The organism is Croceimicrobium hydrocarbonivorans, assembly GCF_014524565.1.
Taxonomy (GTDB): Bacteria; Bacteroidota; Bacteroidia; order Flavobacteriales; family Schleiferiaceae; genus Croceimicrobium; species Croceimicrobium hydrocarbonivorans.
Map to the genome: position 1 here is coordinate 3,847,337 of NZ_CP060139.1, position 17,217 is coordinate 3,864,553.

Below are 17,217 nucleotides of genomic sequence, written 5' to 3' on the forward strand. Positions count from 1 at the left end.
ATGAAAGCATTCTTAAGGGTTCTGAAGAAACTAGGTCTGGCGATTCTGGCCTTAGTGCTTCTATTTAGCTTGGCGCTAGTACTTTTCTTAAGTTTTTCACCTCAAATTGGTCAGCATCCGGTGGGAGAGGATTTGGAACGCATTTCCCAATCGCCCCATTGGGAGGAAGATCATTTCGAAAATCTCATTCCCACTTCCGTAGGTTCATTGAAAGATGTTTTGGGTACCCTGGGAGATTATCTCAATGCTGAAAACACCTCACCAGAGGATAGTTTGCCGGTTCAATTTGGCCTTAATGATGCTCAAAGCGATAGCCTCACTTACATCACCTGGTACGGGCATTCGGCTTTCCTTTTTGAAATGGATGGCAAAAAGATATTAATTGATCCTATGTTAGGTGATTATTCGGCCCCTATTAGCTTTGGCTCCAAGCGCTTCCCCTATAAGGAGGCTATTCCCATCGAGGAGCTTAAGGATATTGATGCTGTTATTCTTTCGCATGACCATTATGATCATCTGGACTATCCCAGTATTATGGCTCTTAATAATGAAGTAGGACATTTTTATACCGCTCTGGGAGTGGGCTCTCACCTGAAATCGTGGGGCATTGAAGCGGATCGCATTACTGAATTAGACTGGTGGGAGGAAGGTTCTTTAGAAGACTTAAAATTGGTGGCCTGTCCATCCCGACATTTCTCAGGTCGTAGTCTTGTACATCGCAATAGCTCTCAATGGGCCTCCTGGGTATTAATTGGCCAAAAACGACGTATTTACTTTAGTGGCGATGGCGGCTATGGTCCTCACTTCAAGGAGATTGGGGCTAAGTATGGACCTTTTGATTTGGCCATGATGGAATGCGGGCAGTATAATGAGGCCTGGAGTGAAATTCATATGATGCCCGAAGAAAGTGTGATCGCCGGGATGGAAGTTAAAGGTCAGTTACTAATGCCCATTCATTGGGGGGCTTTTCAATTGGCTTTGCATAGCTGGACGGACCCCATTGTGCGCTTTCAGGCTAAAGCCAAAGAAGAAGGGCAGGAAATGATTCATCCTATGATTGGCGAACGCTTTGCCTTAGAGTTGGATCGTCCGAAAACGGAATGGTGGTTAGATCTATAATATGGGCTGGTTCTTTCCCATTATAGCGCTTTTTATCGCCTTTATCTGGATTCGTTATTTCCGCGATATCGACATTTTTGAGCGAGAAAAATGGGGGCCAATGGTCCTCAGCTTCTTTTTAGGAGCCTGCTCCGTAGCCTTGGTCTTTTGGATCAGTCCGCTGCTTGGCAAAGCCCTAGGAATAAAACTGAGCGGTAATTGGCTGGATGATTTCCTTTTCATATTTATTCAGGTGGCCGGCTTGGAAGAACTGGCCAAAGTTTTAGCCTTTGGACTAAGTTTCCTCTTAATGCGCAAGCAATTCAATGAACCCCTTGATTATCTAATCTATTGTTCTTTAAGTGCTTTGGGCTTTTCGGCCTTCGAGAATATTCTGTATTTCAATAGTGCAGGAGCCTCCATTATAGTCGCGAGGGGAATTCTCTCTACGGTAGGACATATGTTTAATACGGCGCTCTTTGCCTATGGAATTATCTTGTTTCGCTTTCGTTACAATAAGTCTCGACCGGCCCTAATCCTTCTCTTTTTTATACTGGCTGCCTTGGCCCATACTTTCTACAATTTCCCCTTAATGCATCAGGGGATGCGCATTTATGGCTACCTGCTAACTCTAATTTATTTCCTCAGTACCATCAGCATTTATGCGGCCATTCTCAACAATGCCCTCAATCAATCCCCCTTCTTTAGCTATCAAAAGGTAATTGATTCAACCACGGTAAGCAGTCGATTACTGACTTCCTATATTCTCTTGTTTTTTATTCAGTTAGGACTGATGTATTGGGAAGACCGCGATTTAGGCTATAGCCTGATGCGCTTTAAGGAGGATATGATTACCACGGGCTTTGTGGTGCTGGTAAGCAGTGTTCGCCTTAGTCGCTTTTTACTGATCAAAGGAAGATGGCATCCATTAAGACTCGAATTGCCCTTTAGCTTTGGTCATACAGGATTGGGAAGCTCCATTTTATCTCACCGATTTCGTATCAAGGGCGATGCTTACAATGCGGTGTATTTGCATCGTTATTGGCATCAATGGGTTTGGATAAGGCCTGTTCCAGGACAGGAAGAATTTCCATTAGAGAATGCCCGTGCCTATATTGAATCCAAGCATTTTATTCAGGGCGATTTAGCAGTTTATAAAGTTCAGGTCGAACAGGAGGGGAGCTTACAATACTTTGGGATCGCGCCTAAACTGCGGGGCAGCCAGTTTATTGGGGATGAGAAATTCCCGATAGCCGCTTTGTTCGAATGGCCAGATACATTGGACGAGCCTGCAGTTTTAGCCAAAACAAAGGCGAAGAAATTAAAGCTATTAGGATGGGTAGCTTTAATTCCTTCGCCAGAAAGTGATTCGCTTTTAGAATCTTAAAAGACCTGCGCCACAATTTCGGCAGGTAAAATCTTTTCTATCATTAATTTTTGCTGGGCTTCTATGCTTAGATAGGTCCAGTTCTTAGCATCGGTACTAATGGCCACTGCTTCTTTCTCCATATGAATCGTAAAGAAGCCGGTACTTTCATTGTAAGTCACATTTTCGGCACCGAACTGCTCATTGAAACCGGCTTGCATCCGATCCTTTAAAAGGGCCTGTTGTTCGGCATTACCACCTGGTTTCATTTGGGTTACCCCTTTGTAAGTGATGATCATGTATTTCTTCCCATTAATTTCTTGAACCTGTCCAGTTTTGGTCACTTTGGATTCGCCCATTTTCACTTCCAACATCGGATTGCTAAAAGTTTGGTTTAGGATTTTTAACAATTGCTCCTTTGGAACCAGGGTAAAAAGTTCAGGATAGATATAGGTCATTGCCTCATTGAACTTTTTCTCTTGCAGTAAAACCTGGTATTTATTAAAGCCATCTTTTACTGCTTGGGCATCAGATTGAGCATGCGAAAAGTTGAAGGCTAATAAGCTGATGCTAAAGCTTAAGATTAGTTTTATAAGAGATAAATTTTTCATTTTTAGACTGTTAGATTTAGGTTTTTAGAGAAAAGAATTAATATCTGTACAACATGTAGTTCATGTGCCGCGCTGAAATTTGTTTACTGTTTTTGGTAGGAAATAATTATGTTCAAGACCTTACAGTTTCGGATTTTACGCGGTTTTATCATCATCATGGCCCTCTTTGTTTTTTGGGGCTTTGCTTACCATCTCTTTGATACTCGCCGAGAAGATTTAAATGCCCTGATCAATCAAAGTCGGGAAATCCAAAGAAAGCAATTATTCAACATTCAAAATTTCCAGCTTTTTCAGCTCTTGGGCTATAAAGATACAGTCCTCTATCAAAGTGGAAAACAAGAGTACCTTGAAGTTTTTCGGAGCAATACCTTAGACCTAAAAAAGGAGGTTAAAGAATTACAAAGCTGGGCCATTGCTGAGGATTTGCCCTACCAGAAGCTCGCTCTTTTAGAAGAATCCCTGAATCGTTTGAATGATTCGGTCGCCAAATTAAGTAGTCTTTATATCCAAAGAGGTTTCAAGGATTTTGGTTTGGAAGGGCAGATGCGCGAAGCCATTCATTTAATAGAAGAGGAAGAATTACTGCCGCCGGAGCTATATTTAAGCTTTCGTCGACATGAAAAGGATTTTATAAATCGTAATCAATGGGAGTATGTAAAACTCTTTAATAAGCAGTATCAAAGGCTTCTTAGGGAAATGGAAATAATCCCCGGTAGTCGATTAGACAGTCTCTTAAGTGCTTATCGTTTGGCATTTAATCAGTTTGCTGCCGTTCAGGCCCAGATCAGCTTAGAGGGCAAAAAAGGCTTGGTGGAAACCATTGCCAATATGAATACCGATTTGGAAGCCGAATTTGATTTAGCCTTATCCGGTATCAATAAAGAGCTCAATGCTTTGCAAACTCAGGTGGATAAACTGATTAATATCCTGGGGGTTCTTATGATTCTGCTCATCTTAATTTACAGTTATAGCCTGTCGCGTCGCATTAGTGGCGACCTCAAGGAGTTTGGTGATGCCTTGCGGAAGTACACCAGTAGTGACTTTAAAACACGGGGTTTATTCAAGGATCTTAAAAGCGGCACCCTGGAAGTACAAGAACTGCTGGAGGATTTCCGAAAGATGAACCAAAAATTACAGGCCAGTTTAACTGAGCTCAAACTAGCGGCCCGTAAATCAGAGCGAACGGCCAAGGTGAAATCCTATTTCCTGGCTAATATGAGTCATGAAATTCGCACTCCACTTAATGGGGTCTTGGGGATGATTCACCTTTTAAAGGACACCCATGATCCTGCCCAGCGCGCGGAATACATGCGAACCATCGAGTTCTCAGCTGAGCATTTGGGGGATCTGGTGAACATGATTTTAGATTTTTCCAAGATCGATGCAGGCAAAATGGAATTGAATCCTCAAAGCATGAATTTGGAGGAGGTGATCCATAATCTGGTACAGATGTTCCGCTTTAAAGCCGAAGAGAACCATAATAAATTGATTCTCGATCAAGATTCGGCTTTAGAGCATTTAATTATTGCCGATAGCCTGCGTTTGCAACAGATCTTCATTAATCTGATTAGCAATGCCCTGAAGTTTACCAAGGATGGTGAGGTACGGATCATTATTCGGGAATTATCTACTGATAATGAGGCCACCTGCAAGCTTTACTTCGCTGTTCAAGATTCTGGTATTGGCATTCCTGAAAAGAAGCTTAAAAGCCTGTTTGATGCTTATTCCCAAACGGATCGCAGTATTCAGAAGGAATTCGGAGGAACCGGATTAGGCTTAGCCATCACCCATGAACTGATCAAATTAATGGGCTCACAATTGGAAGTGAAGAGCCGCATTGCTATTGGCAGTACTTTCTCCTTTAGCCTCGAATTCCCAAAAGGATCTGCCAAATTGAATGATTTGGATAATCCCTACCAGTCACCCTCACATTTAAGTCAGAAGGTTTTAGTGGCCGAAGACAATGAGGTGAACCAAAAGGTACTGGGCTTGCTTTTAGAACGCCAGGGACTTAATGTACACTTGGTTAAAAATGGCAAAGAGGCTCTGGAAGCCTATGTGGGGGAGGATTTCGGATTAATCCTGATGGATTTGCAAATGCCCATTATGGATGGCTTGGAGGCCACGCGTGAGATTATTGCCAGCGCTAAATATCAAAGTCGACCTTGTCCTATCGTTGCGGTTACCGCTAATGCCTTTGAAGAGGATAAACGTGAAGCTTTGCTGATGGGTTGCCAGGACTTTATCCCTAAACCCATTAAACCGGATGAATTACATCGCGTCCTGCGCAAATATCTTATTCTGAACTCCCTGAGCTAGCAGGAAACCATTGCGGTAGTATAAAACGCTTTAGGTATATCAAGCCTAAGCTGGTTAAGGGTATGCCAATCAAAACGCCGGTAAAGTCTAATAAGTAAGTCCAGAAACTCAGCCCCAGTACCATTATTACAGGGTTTAATCCAATATGGCGTTCCATGATTTTCGGGATTAAAAGGGCTTCTTCTAGAATAGATCCCAAGATGAAAACCCCGACAATGATGCTCATCACCATCCAATATGGCCAGGTTAATTCCATGCTCAGGACTAATCCGGATAGAGCCATGGGGATCAGTAGTAGGTAATGTAAATAAGGAATATAGAGTAGGAGGACGATGAGAATTAAATAAAGATAAGTTCCGGGTAAATCCAGAATTAGGAAGGCTACTAAAAAGAGCAGGCTTTCCCAAAGAACAATGCGAGTCCTCAACTTGAAGTACCGCACAAAACTCTGATTGAAGTCGGTCCAGAACTGTTGCCAATTGCGGGATAAGCCCGGATTATGATAACGTTCGCGCAGCGATTCGAAATAGGGATAGTAAAAAAGGATGAGTACAAAATAGAGCAGGAAGGAACCGAATTGATACCAAAAACCGAATTGAGGTAATTGAAAACCTTTATCTGCCTCAGTCGGCTTTGATTTAAAAAAGGACTGCAGTTTACTAAAGCCGGCACTGATATTTTCCATGCTTAGCGATAAACCGCTTTTTGCACTATCGCCAGAAGAGAAACTAGCTATTTGTTGACGAATCTTTTGTTCCAGATCGGTGCTATCTACAAATTCACTCATCCAAGCCTGAACCTTTTGCGCTCCAGCATCCAGTTGACTTTGATTTTCCTCCAGAAGGAGACTAAAACTTTGATTAAAGCGCTGCATGTCACGAGCAATAAAACCGGCGCTAATACTGAGGAATAGCACCAAGACTAAGCCTAAGCTCAGTAGAAATAGACCTACACTAAGCTCCCAATTCCGAAAGAGTTTTTGCCATTTCTGAATAATGGGTCCAATACCATAGGCTAAAGCCAGGGCCAGAAAAAAGGGGAGGAATATGCCATAAAAGTAGAGGAGTAGAAGGCCTCCGGCTAAAAGACTTATTTCGGGGATTCGGGCAATGATTCGATCCTGTAATTTCATGAAAGCGGCTTAGGCTGGCAATTTGCTCATTTTTTTGATGGGAAGGGAAATAAATATTTAGCGTAACCAGCTATGACGCTTGAAAAATAGGACACTCACACCATTTACATTTTTCAATTGCAAATGTTCCGCATCCACCATTTTATAGGAACGAACTTCTTTTAGCTTTTCGAAAAACTGCTCTTCTAATTCCATGGATTCGCAAAAGAGCAGCGTGCTATGAATCTGCTTAAACTCCATTTGACTGGGTTCTTTTAAAATCAATTCGCCGCCATAGCTATTACAGCTGGCAAATCCACCGAATAAAGTATCGCCTTGAGTAAATAAGGTTATTGGTTCTTTACTGGATAGCACATCATGGAAACCTTCCATCAGATTTAGGTCCCATTGTCTTTCATTGATTTGATAATGTGATTGCACATCATTCCAGTAAAAATCCGGCCAGTGCTCATTGCCGGTATTATGCATTCCAGAATCAATATGAAATACAGCATCCCCCCAGTTTATTTGCAAGCTACCTTTAGGGTCAATGCTGGCAATAGTACTGTATTCCTCTAGTTTTCGAAATCGCCAATCATAAGCTGCGATTTTAACCTGAGCATCGGCAGAAATCTTTATCTCCATACTGTAAAACAGTGTGTCCTGATGGATAAAGGCTTCATACTGACCAGCCCAATAAGAGCTATCTGTGGATCCATTATTTAGAAGTCCACAGGAGCCAAATAAGGCAAGGGCAAATAGGAAAAAGAGCTTGACTGGATTTCGCATCAGCCCAAGCTATAAAAAAAGCCCGACATAATTTGCCGGGCTTTGATTATCAGATTTTTAATCTTAAAACTGGATCAGGGCACTGCCCCAGGTAAATCCACTACCAAAGGCTGCCAGGCAGAGGAGATCGCCTTCTTTGAGTCGACCTTCCGCTTTAGCTTCACTTAAGGCAATCGGAATGGAAGCAGCGGTGGTATTACCGTACTTCATGATATTGTTAAATACCTTATCGGCTCCCAAGCCCATTTTAGCTTGCACATATTGGGAGATGCGCAAATTAGCTTGATGTGGAATTAAAAGGTCCAGATCTTCGGGGCTTTTGCCCGCTTCATTTAAGGCCTCGTGAATAACCTCCTGGAAACGAGTAACGGCATGCTTAAACACGAAGTTCCCGTTCATATAAGGGTAATAGCTTAAATCTTCAGGATTATTTTCTTCAATGATACGATCTACCCAATGGGAGGTAGAAGGACCTAATAAGGCTAATTCCTTGGCATGCTTGCCTTCCGAATGCAATTTGGTAGTTAATACTCCTTTGCTATGATCATCACTGGCTTGTAAAACAACTGCTCCGGCACCATCACCAAAGATCACGGATACACCACGACCACGAGTTGTTTTATCCAAACCACCGCTATGCAGTTCAGAGCCAATTAGCAGCACATTTTTATACATGCCAGTTTTGATAAACTGATCGGCAACGGAAAGTCCGTAAATAAAGCCACTACACTGATTACGTACGTCTAATGCCCCTACAGTGTCGATCCCTAAATTCTCTTGCACTTGCACCCCAGGTCCTGGGAAATAATAATCCGGAGACAAGGTGGCAAAAACGATAAAGTCGATATCATTGGGCTCCAATCCTGCATCGGCAATCGCTCTTTGCGCAGCGATAGTGCCCATGCTGGAAGTGGTTTCATCGCCATCGGAGCGAACCCAACGACGTTCTTTAATACCGGTACGCTCCTGAATCCATTCGTCAGAAGTGTCCATAATTTGAGAGAGGTCGAGGTTGGTTACTACATTTTCTGGAACATAGTGTCCAACCCCGGCTATAATTGTTCTTTTCATGTCTGAATTTTCAATCCTAAAGCGAAAGCAAAGAAATGAAAAAGGAACGAGAGACTTTGGTGACCTTAGTGGATCGCGTCGTGGTACTCTCGAAGAATATTTTCACGATGATCAGGATGGGCAATGCCCGCTAAAGCCTCTGCTCTTTGTTTCAAAGTTTTGCCATAGAGGTCCGCAATTCCGTATTCTGTTACAATATAATGAACATGAGAACGTGTGGTTACAACTCCGGCTCCTTCTTTTAAGAAAGGAACAATACGAGTAAGGCCTTTGCGAGTGGTAGAAGGCAAAGCAATGATAGGTTTACCACCTTTAGAGAGCATGGCACCGCGAATAAAGTCCATTTGGCCACCCACACCACTGTACATATGGGCACCAATACTATCGGCACATACCTGACCGGTTAAATCGATTTCTACGGCCGAATTGATACTGATCGCTTTCGGGTTCTTGCGGATTACGGCCGTATCATTTACATAGCCGATATCCAGCAGGTTAACCTGTGGGTTATCATCTATAAAGTCGTACAAACGCTGAGATCCCATTACAAAGCCACTGATAATTTTACCAGGGTGGGTTTTCTTTTCGGATCCATTGATGATGCCTTTTTCGACTAAATCCAGAATTCCATCAGAAAACATCTCGGTGTGAATACCCAGGTTTTTCAAGTGCCCCATCTGGCTTAAAGCTGCATTGGGAATGGCACCAATACCCATTTGTAAGCAGGATCCGTCTTCTACCAATGAAGCTACATGCCGACCGATTTCCATTTCTACATCGGTAGGAGTGCCAGGTTCATGAGAAGGGATTGGCTCATTCACTTCTACCAAAGAATCGAATTTGGATACGTGAATTAAGCTATCACCATGGGTACGGGGAACTCGAGGATTTACCTGAGCAATAACGTGATCAGCGGCATGGGCAGCGGCTAAACTCGCATCCACGGAAGTGCCCAAAGAGCAAAAACCGTGTTTGTCGGGTGGCGAAACTTGCATTAAAGCCACATTAATAGGCAATACTCTTTTACGGAATAAATAAGGAATCTCAGACAGGAAAACCGGGGTATAGGAACCGTTTCCGGCTTTGAGGGTATGGCGAACATTGGCTCCAATAAACAAAGAGTTTACATGGAAGCTTTGGGCATATTCAGGATTGGCATAAGGAGCATCGCCTTCAATATGCAAATGCACTACTTCTACATTGCGTAATTCGGCGTGGCGAGCAGTCATGGCCTTAATAAGTTGCTGGGGGGCCATAGAAACGGAGTGTACATAAACGCGATCATTGCTTTGGATCACTTTTACGGCTTCTTCAGCGCTGCAATAGTTCATGGTGTTTTCAAATTTTATACAAGATTACGACGGCCCGAAAGGCGAAACTATGATGCTTGTCAGGGTTTACAGAGCTTTTCTGACAGCAAGCTGATAAGATGTCAGTTTAGCGTCCCTCGGCACAGCCTTTGCCTTTCGATGGATGACCAAAAAATAAAATTATGAGTACCGGTAAAATAAACGTTACAGCCGACAATATTTTCCCGATCATCAAGAAATTCCTGTACAGTGATCATGAAATCTTCTTACGGGAATTAGTTTCCAATGCGGTGGATGCCACCCAGAAGCTTAAGACCTTAAGTCGTATTGGTGAGTCAAAGGCCGAATTAGGTGATCTGACTATCCAGGTGAAAGTGGATAAGGAAAATAAAACCTTAACCATCTCCGATAAAGGTATTGGCATGAGCCCAGAGGAAATTGATAAATACATCAATCAATTAGCCTTCTCTGGAGCCGAGGAGTTTGTGCAGAAGTATGAGGATAAAGCCGATGGAGCGGCCATTATTGGTCACTTCGGATTAGGATTCTATTCCAGCTTTATGGTAGCCTCCAAAGTGGAAATCTTCTCACGTTCGCATCGCGATGGCGAAAAGGGAGCCTACTGGTCTTGTGATGGTTCGCCTGAATTTACCTTGGAGGAAAGCGATCAACGTCAAGAGCGCGGTACTGATATCGTTCTGCATATCAATGAAGATTCTACCGAGTTTTTAGAAGAAGGTCGTATTCGCGATTTGCTCAAAAAATACTGCCGTTTCTTACCGGTGGCCATTCAATTTGGTGAAAAGGAAATTACCGAAACCGAAGGTGATGGCGAGGATAAGAAGGAAACCAAGCGTACCGTTCCCGATATTATTAATGTAACTGAACCTGCCTGGGCCAAAGCTCCGGCCGATTTGGAAGCAGAAGATTATAAAGAGTTCTACCGTCAGTTATACCCCATGACTTTCGAAGAGCCCTTGTTCCATATTCACCTAAATGTGGATTATCCTTTCGACCTGAATGGTATTCTCTTCTTCCCGCGAATTAAGCCCAATATGGACTTACAGCGCAATAAAATTCAGTTATACCAAAACCAGGTTTTCGTAACTGATAATTTGGAAGGTATTGTACCTGACTTCCTGACTTTTTTACACGGGGTAATTGATTCTAAGGACATTCCGCTAAACGTATCACGTTCCTATTTACAGGCCGATGGAGCAGTGAAAAAGATTAGTGGCCACATTACCAAAAAGGTAGCCGATAAACTGAGCAGCCTCTTTAAGAAGGATCGTGCCGACTTCGAAAGCAAGTGGAACGATATCAAAATGATCATCGAGTACGGTATGTTGAGCGATGATAAGTTCTTTGAGAAAGCTCAGAAATTTGCTCTTTACCAGTCGGTGGATGAAAGCTATGCCACCTTTGAAGAGTACTTAGAAAAGATCAAGGCTAGCCAAACTGATAAGGATGGTAATTTGGTAGTTCTTTATGCTGCGCATAAGGAAGGCCAGCATGCTTACATCAAAAAGGCCCAGAATAAAGGCTATGATGTGCTCTTGATGGAAGGTCCATTGGTGAGCCATTTAATGCAAAAGCTGGAAGGTGGTGATCAGAAAGTGAAATTTGCTCGTGTAGATAGCGATAGCATCGATAAACTGATTGCCAAAGATGAAGAGCAGGTATCCCTTTTAAGTGAAGAGCAAAAAGAAAAGCTGAAGCCCATTATTGAAGGAGAAGTAGATAAAGGGACTTATACCGTGGTCCTCGAATCATTGGATAGCAGCGAAGTACCCTTCAATATTACCGTTCCTGAATTCATGCGTCGTATGAAGGAAATGAGTGCTACCGGTGGTGGCATGATGGGAATGGGGGATATGCCTGATATGTACAATTTGGTGGTAAATACCAATCACCCTTTGATTTCTTCGATTTTAGATGAGAAGGATGAAGCCAAACAGAAAGAGCTGATTAAGCAAGGTAAAGATCTGGCAATGCTAGCCCAGAACCTGTTACACGGTGAAGCTCTTACCAATTTTGTAGAGAAGCAGTTTGAAGCCTTAAAAGGCTAAGAAATAGAGATAAGAGAAAGCCCTCCATTTGGAGGGCTTTTTTTGTGCCCTGGAAGGAATACTGTCAATTAGTACAGCGCTGAAGATTATTAATTTGTGAAAGCCCGCGCCAGACTTCTACAAATAGCGCTGATACCTTAACTTAGCGGGAAATTGACCCTTATGAAAAGCATTTTATCCTTTATAGCGGTATTGGTCCTCACTACTTCCTGCATGGTTGGTGTTACCGGCAGTGGTAAGGTGGTTGAAGAAAACCGCAATGTGGAAGAATTTGATGGAATTGATGCCAGCGGTATGTTCGAGATTCATCTGGTACAAGCTGATATTCACCGACTTAAAGTAGTGGCTGACGATAATCTAATGGAATTGATCGAAACCTATGTAGAGGGTGGAGTTCTCCATATCCGCAGCCGCAAGAGTATTGGTAAAGCCAAGGAATTGGATGTGTATATCAGCAGTCCTAATTATGAATCCATTCAGCTTTCCGGTGCGGTGACTATCGACAACAAAGGAACTTTGGATATCAATGATCTGGATATTGAATCCAGTGGAGCGGCTCAAATCAATTTGAGCGTAGATGCTGATGATATTAAAATGGAATTAAGCGGAGCTACGGAACTCAATATGAGTGGTACCGCCGATAAAGTGAGCATTGAGGGTAGCGGCGCTTCTGAATGCAAGATGTTTGATCTCAATTGCCGTAAAATGCGCATCGACGTAAGTGGTGCCTCCGAACTAGAAGTTAATGTAAGTGAAGAGCTGGAAATTGAAGCTTCCGGTGCTTCTGATATTCGCTACCGTGGTAATGGCCGTATTGTTCGCCAAAACCTCAGTGGCGCTTCCAATGTAGTAAAAGACTAACCTAAGCCCCTTAAAACAAATGACTCAAGCAGCAGAAAGAGCCCAAGCCTGGCTTAAAGCTCCTTATGATACTGAAACCCAAAAAGCTACCCAGGCCTTGATTGATGCCGGTGGTGATGCCTTAAATGATGCTTTTTACCAAGACCTCGACTTCGGAACAGGTGGTTTACGCGGAATCATGGGGGTTGGGACCAACCGAATTAATAAATACACCTTAGGTGCTGCGACTCAGGGATTAGCGAATTACCTGAATAAGCAGTTTCCTGATATTCAAATTAAAGTGGCGATTGCGCATGACAGTCGCCATAATTCCAAACCTTTTGCCCGTCAAGTGGCAGAAGTACTTTCGGCCAATGGTATTAAGGTTTTCCTTTATGAGGATTTACGTCCAACTCCGGCTTTATCCTTTGCTATTCGCCATTTAGACTGTCAAAGTGGAATCGTTTTAACCGCTTCCCATAATCCACCTGCCTACAATGGTTATAAGGTATATTGGAGTGATGGCGGTCAATTAGTTCCTCCTCATGATAAGGCTGTAATTACTGAGGTTCGTGCGGTTAAAGCCGATGAAATTCGCTACGATGCCAATCCGGATCTGATTGAAATGATTGGCGATGCTGTAGATCAGGCCTATCTCGCCAAAGTGCAAGAACTAAGCTTGAGCAATCAAGGTAAAGAAGACCTTTCGGTAGTATTCACCAGCATCCATGGTACCAGTATTACTTTGGTACCACCTGCTTTGGAAAATGCCGGTTTCAAAAAGGTTTCTATAGTGGAAGAGCAAGCTACTCCAGATGGAGATTTCCCTACCGTAGCTTCTCCAAACCCAGAAGAAGCAGAAGCCCTAACCATGGCCCTTAAACAAGCTGAGAAGCTAGGTGCGGACATGGTAATTGGTACCGATCCCGATGCGGATCGAGTAGGGATTGCAGTTCGTAATCTTGAAGGTGAAATGGAATTGCTCAATGGTAATCAAGCTGCTTCGGTATTGATTTACTATCTCCTTGAACGTTGGAAGGAAAATGGCAAATTGACCGGTAATGAATATGTAGCCAAAACCATTGTTACTACAGACCTCATTGCAGATATCGCTAAGGCCTACGATGTGCCTTGCCCCGAATGTTTAACCGGTTTTAAATGGATTGCCGATATCATTCGCAAGCGCGAAGGTGAAGCCACCTTTATTGGTGGTGGTGAAGAAAGCTACGGGTATATGATTGGCGATTTCGTGCGTGATAAGGATGCGGTAGCTTCTGCAGTAATGCTAGCAGAAACTGCTGCTTATGCTAAATCACTAGGCTCCAGCTTCTATGAGATGATGGTAGAAGTTTACCACAAATTTGGTTTCTACCTCGAAAAACTGGTTTCCTTGAAGCGTGAAGGCATGAAAGGTCAGCAGGAAATTGCCCAAATGATGGAAGACTTCCGCACCAAAACCCCCGCTACCATTGCAGGGGAGAAAATTGTGGAAGTATTGGATTATCAAAGTTCCGAGCATCGCTATGTAGCGGATAATCGTACGGAAGTTATCGACTTACCTAAAAGCAATGTGGTGCAGTTTGTTACGGATCAGGGCACCAAAATTACTGCACGTCCTAGTGGAACCGAACCTAAGATTAAGTTCTATGTAAGCGTAAAAGGAAATTTAGCCGATACTTCTGAATTTGCTGTCAGGAAAGCAGAACTCGAAGGTCGATTAGAGGCAATTACCAAAGAATTAGGATTATGATAAAAAGAGCCACAGGGATTCTGCTTTTAGGCTTGAGTCTCGGAGCTTGTCAGAATTCGGCTCCCAAGCCAGATGGTAGCAATGCCGACTCCCAATTAGCAGAAGGAATTTGGCAGGCTGTGATCGCGCAAAACGATAGTACCAACTTAAAGTTCAACTTCAACTTAGAATCCTTAAGTGATTCTGAATATGTGGCACATATTAAAAATGCGGAGGAGATTATCGATGCTAAAGTAATTCGCTTAGCGGCCGATAGTTTCAAAATTGAAATGCCCGTTTTTGCCAATTATTTCTTGGTTAAAAAGGAGGGAAATCAGCTAAAAGGTCAGTATATCAATCCCGATGCTGAGGACTATTATCTACCTTTTAACGCTACCGCCGGAGTTTCTGAACGCTATGAAAATGCCCAGCATCTTTATCCTTTGCCAGGATATTGGAAAGTGGTATTTAATCCGGGTACCGAAGATGAAAGCTTTGGCAAAGCTTATTTCGAATGGGATCAGGAGAAAGGGGTTTATGGTACCATCATGACAGCTACTGGCGATTACCGCTATTTGGAAGGTTCGGGCGCTGCAGGTAAATTATACCTCTCTGCCTTTGATGGAGCGCATCTCTTTTACCTGGAAGCCGAATTGCATGATACACTGCAAGGGCATTTCTATTCCGGTCGTAGCTATCATGCTACCTGGATTGCTTATCGCGACAGTACCTTTGAATTGCCCGACCCGGATACCCTAACTTATTTGAAGGAGGGCTATTCTAAAATGGAATTTGCCTTTCCTAATTTGGAAGGGGATACCATTGCTTTAAGTGATCCTCGCTTTGCCGATAAGGCGGTAATCATCCAAATTAGCGGCTCTTGGTGTCCTAACTGCTATGATGAAAGTCGTTACCTCTCAAAGGTCTATGAACAATACAAAGATCAGGGCCTAGAAATCGTTTGCCTGAGCTTTGAGCGCACACGCGATTATGCTACCGCTCAAGAGCGCTTAGCTAAAATGCAGAAGGATCTTAGTATTCCTTATACTGTGCTGCTGGCGGGAGCCACTCGCGATGATAAAGCGGCGGAGAAATTGCCGATGCTCAATCATATAATGAGCTATCCAACGGCCATTTATCTGGACAAGGAGCATAAGCTGCGAAAGATCCATACCGGCTTTTCCGGACCAGGAACTCCGGTTTGGGAAGACTTTGTGAGCGAAAATGATGCATTTTTGCAAAAATTACTCAACGAATAATTACCTCTCTTAAAATTATAACATGCAGAAAGTAGCAGTGATCGGAGCGGGAACCATGGGAAATGGAATTGCCCATGTTTTTGCTCAAAATGACTTTGAAGTAAATCTGGTTGATATTTCTGACGAAGCCCTCGATCGCGGATTAAACACTATCAGCAAAAACCTGGATCGTCAGGTTTCTAAAGGAATTATCGACGAAGCGAAAAAGGAAGCTACCCTCACCAATTTGAGTGGTTCTACCGATATGGCGACCGCCTTAAGCGATGCCGATTTGGTAGTGGAAGCCGCAACGGAGAACGTAGACCTTAAATTGAAGATTTTTGGCGATATGGATCGCTATTCTAAGCCAGAAGCAATTTTGGCCTCGAATACCTCTTCCATTTCCTTAACTCAAATTGCCGCCGTTACCTCTCGTCCCGATAAGGTGATTGGTATGCACTTTATGAATCCGGTACCGGTAATGAAACTGGTAGAAGTGATTCGCGGTTATGCCACCTCCGATGAAACTACCAAAACCATTATGGAATTGTCTGAGAAATTAGGCAAGGTACCTACCGAATGTAATGACTACCCAGGTTTCGTTTCCAACCGTATCCTGATGCCCATGATTAATGAGGCCATCATCACCCTATTTGAAGGTGTAGCAGGAGTGAAGGAAATCGATACCATTATGAAATTAGGTATGGCACATCCAATGGGACCTTTGAAATTAGCTGATTTCATTGGCCTCGACGTTTGTCTTTCCATCCTGAATGTATTGTACGAGGGCTTTGGTAATCCTAAATATGCTCCCTGTCCCTTATTAGTAAATATGGTGCGTGCCGGAAAATTAGGAGCAAAATCAGGCGAAGGTTTTTACGATTACAGTGAAGGCCCTAAAAGCGAAACTGTTTCTTCTCAGTTTAGCTAAGTCTAGCAAACAGCATTGAAAGGCCTCCCATTGTGGAGGCCTTTATTGTTTTATCGATAGGAACTATATTTTCATAGAGCTTTTGGTGCCTTTTGTCATAGTACAGCGATGGCTTCGTCTATACCTTGCAAACCGAAAAAATAATAGACCATGTCTGATACAGCAACAGAACGCAAATCCTATACTTACACTGAATACCGCGATTTAATTAAGCAAATGCGCTACCAAGGCCAAGCTACTGGCGGCTCTGAATCGGATGATTTCCTACGATACACCGACTTGAATATGGCCCGCATGGACAAGTGGGACAAGCGCTATGAGTTTAGCGATGAATTGAAGTCCACTCTCGATAATTTGAATCGCAAGGAAAAGTGGGTAGTGCTAAGCGAAGGCTGGTGTGGCGATGCAGCTCACTCAGTACCCGTATTGGCTAAAATCGCAGAATACAGTCCTAATATAGAATTAAGCATTCTCCTTCGCGATGAAAATCTGGACCTAATGGATCAACATCTTACGAATGGAGGTCGATCTATTCCTAAATTAATTCGTTACAGCGAAAGTGGCGAAGTATTAGGAGAATGGGGACCTAGACCGGAAGCCGCGCAACAAATTCATTTGGATGGCAAAGCAGAAGGAAGAGCTAAAGCGGATGTGACCATCGACCTGCAAAAATGGTATGCTCGCGATCGTGGTGAAAGCCTCAGCAAGGAAATTGCCGATTTCTTAAAAGACTAA

14 protein-coding genes are annotated in these 17,217 nt (G+C 43.2%); 9 read left to right on the top strand and 5 right to left on the bottom strand.

All coding sequences use genetic code 11. From position 1 onward, the window contains the following. Positions 1-1,119, top strand: a complete 1,119-nt coding sequence (locus tag H4K34_RS17245; RefSeq protein WP_210758627.1) for an MBL fold metallo-hydrolase — start codon at positions 1-3, stop codon at positions 1,117-1,119. A 1-nt stretch (position 1,120) separates the two neighbouring features. Then, on the top strand, positions 1,121-2,485 hold the full coding sequence (locus tag H4K34_RS17250; protein WP_210758628.1) for a PrsW family intramembrane metalloprotease: 1,365 nt from the start codon (positions 1,121-1,123) through the stop codon (positions 2,483-2,485). On the opposite strand, the gene H4K34_RS17255 is transcribed toward H4K34_RS17250, so the two are convergent. Further along, positions 2,482-3,075 (bottom strand): hypothetical protein, encoded by a 594-nt coding sequence (locus tag H4K34_RS17255; RefSeq protein ID WP_210758629.1) that lies wholly within the window; start codon positions 3,073-3,075, stop codon positions 2,482-2,484. The two genes, H4K34_RS17250 and H4K34_RS17255, sit on opposite strands and share 4 nt — an antisense overlap. A 108-nt stretch (positions 3,076-3,183) precedes the next feature. On the opposite strand from H4K34_RS17255, the gene H4K34_RS17260 reads away from it, so the two are divergent. Continuing rightward, positions 3,184-5,394 carry a response regulator gene (locus H4K34_RS17260; RefSeq protein ID WP_210758630.1) on the top strand — a complete coding sequence of 737 codons (2,211 nt, stop codon included), beginning with the start codon at positions 3,184-3,186 and terminating at the stop codon, positions 5,392-5,394. Here H4K34_RS17260 and H4K34_RS17265 read toward each other — a convergent pair. From H4K34_RS17265 to H4K34_RS17280, 4 genes are all read right to left on the bottom strand, one after another. Continuing rightward, entirely contained in the window at positions 5,372-6,526 is a 1,155-nt protein-coding gene (locus tag H4K34_RS17265; RefSeq protein WP_210758631.1) for an AI-2E family transporter, read from the bottom strand. The two genes, H4K34_RS17260 and H4K34_RS17265, sit on opposite strands and share 23 nt — an antisense overlap. A gap of 57 nt (positions 6,527-6,583) precedes the next feature. Beyond that, entirely contained in the window at positions 6,584-7,294 is a 711-nt protein-coding gene (locus tag H4K34_RS17270) for an META domain-containing protein (protein WP_210758632.1), read from the bottom strand. A gap of 63 nt (positions 7,295-7,357) precedes the next feature. After that, complete coding sequence (locus H4K34_RS17275; RefSeq protein WP_210758633.1) at positions 7,358-8,365, bottom strand: 3-oxoacyl-ACP synthase III family protein; 1,008 nt, start codon at positions 8,363-8,365, stop codon at positions 7,358-7,360. Positions 8,366-8,430: 65 nt separating this feature from the next. Continuing rightward, positions 8,431-9,696, bottom strand: coding sequence for an acetyl-CoA hydrolase/transferase family protein (locus H4K34_RS17280; protein ID WP_210758634.1), 1,266 nt, complete (start codon positions 9,694-9,696; stop codon positions 8,431-8,433). 161 nt (positions 9,697-9,857) lie between these two features. On the opposite strand from H4K34_RS17280, the gene htpG reads away from it, so the two are divergent. From htpG to H4K34_RS17310, 6 genes are all read left to right on the top strand, one after another. Beyond that, on the top strand, positions 9,858-11,744 hold the full coding sequence (gene htpG, locus H4K34_RS17285; protein ID WP_210758635.1) for a molecular chaperone HtpG: 1,887 nt from the start codon (positions 9,858-9,860) through the stop codon (positions 11,742-11,744). A gap of 162 nt (positions 11,745-11,906) precedes the next feature. After that, entirely contained in the window at positions 11,907-12,605 is a 699-nt protein-coding gene (locus H4K34_RS17290) for a head GIN domain-containing protein (RefSeq protein WP_210758636.1), read from the top strand. Positions 12,606-12,624: 19 nt separating this feature from the next. After that, positions 12,625-14,334 carry a phospho-sugar mutase gene (locus H4K34_RS17295; protein ID WP_210758637.1) on the top strand — a complete coding sequence of 570 codons (1,710 nt, stop codon included), beginning with the start codon at positions 12,625-12,627 and terminating at the stop codon, positions 14,332-14,334. Then, entirely contained in the window at positions 14,331-15,572 is a 1,242-nt protein-coding gene (locus H4K34_RS17300; RefSeq protein ID WP_210758638.1) for a TlpA family protein disulfide reductase, read from the top strand. The genes H4K34_RS17295 and H4K34_RS17300 overlap by 4 nt, the downstream gene beginning before the upstream one ends. Before the next feature lie 22 nt (positions 15,573-15,594). Further along, entirely contained in the window at positions 15,595-16,482 is an 888-nt protein-coding gene (locus H4K34_RS17305) for a 3-hydroxybutyryl-CoA dehydrogenase (protein WP_210758639.1), read from the top strand. 150 nt (positions 16,483-16,632) lie between these two features. Further along, the gene (locus tag H4K34_RS17310) at positions 16,633-17,217 is read left to right on the top strand and encodes a thioredoxin family protein (RefSeq protein WP_210758640.1); all 585 of its coding nucleotides are present in this window, start codon (positions 16,633-16,635) and stop codon (positions 17,215-17,217) included.

What these genes read in the sequence shown, in the direction of transcription:
- H4K34_RS17265 (WP_210758631.1), bottom strand. Translation starts at nt 6,526, where the DNA reads ATGAAATTACAGGATCGAATCATTGCCCGAATCCCCGAAATAAGTCTT.
- H4K34_RS17300 (WP_210758638.1), top strand. Translation starts at nt 14,331, where the DNA reads ATGATAAAAAGAGCCACAGGGATTCTGCTTTTAGGCTTGAGTCTCGGA.
- H4K34_RS17245 (WP_210758627.1), top strand. Translation starts at nt 1, where the DNA reads ATGAAAGCATTCTTAAGGGTTCTGAAGAAACTAGGTCTGGCGATTCTG.
- H4K34_RS17255 (WP_210758629.1), bottom strand. Translation starts at nt 3,075, where the DNA reads ATGAAAAATTTATCTCTTATAAAACTAATCTTAAGCTTTAGCATCAGC.
- H4K34_RS17280 (WP_210758634.1), bottom strand. Translation starts at nt 9,696, where the DNA reads ATGAACTATTGCAGCGCTGAAGAAGCCGTAAAAGTGATCCAAAGCAAT.
- H4K34_RS17275 (WP_210758633.1), bottom strand. Translation starts at nt 8,365, where the DNA reads ATGAAAAGAACAATTATAGCCGGGGTTGGACACTATGTTCCAGAAAAT.
- H4K34_RS17310 (WP_210758640.1), top strand. Translation starts at nt 16,633, where the DNA reads ATGTCTGATACAGCAACAGAACGCAAATCCTATACTTACACTGAATAC.
- H4K34_RS17295 (WP_210758637.1), top strand. Translation starts at nt 12,625, where the DNA reads ATGACTCAAGCAGCAGAAAGAGCCCAAGCCTGGCTTAAAGCTCCTTAT.
- H4K34_RS17305 (WP_210758639.1), top strand. Translation starts at nt 15,595, where the DNA reads ATGCAGAAAGTAGCAGTGATCGGAGCGGGAACCATGGGAAATGGAATT.
- H4K34_RS17290 (WP_210758636.1), top strand. Translation starts at nt 11,907, where the DNA reads ATGAAAAGCATTTTATCCTTTATAGCGGTATTGGTCCTCACTACTTCC.
- H4K34_RS17260 (WP_210758630.1), top strand. Translation starts at nt 3,184, where the DNA reads ATGTTCAAGACCTTACAGTTTCGGATTTTACGCGGTTTTATCATCATC.
- H4K34_RS17270 (WP_210758632.1), bottom strand. Translation starts at nt 7,294, where the DNA reads ATGCGAAATCCAGTCAAGCTCTTTTTCCTATTTGCCCTTGCCTTATTT.
- htpG (WP_210758635.1), top strand. Translation starts at nt 9,858, where the DNA reads ATGAGTACCGGTAAAATAAACGTTACAGCCGACAATATTTTCCCGATC.
- H4K34_RS17250 (WP_210758628.1), top strand. Translation starts at nt 1,121, where the DNA reads ATGGGCTGGTTCTTTCCCATTATAGCGCTTTTTATCGCCTTTATCTGG.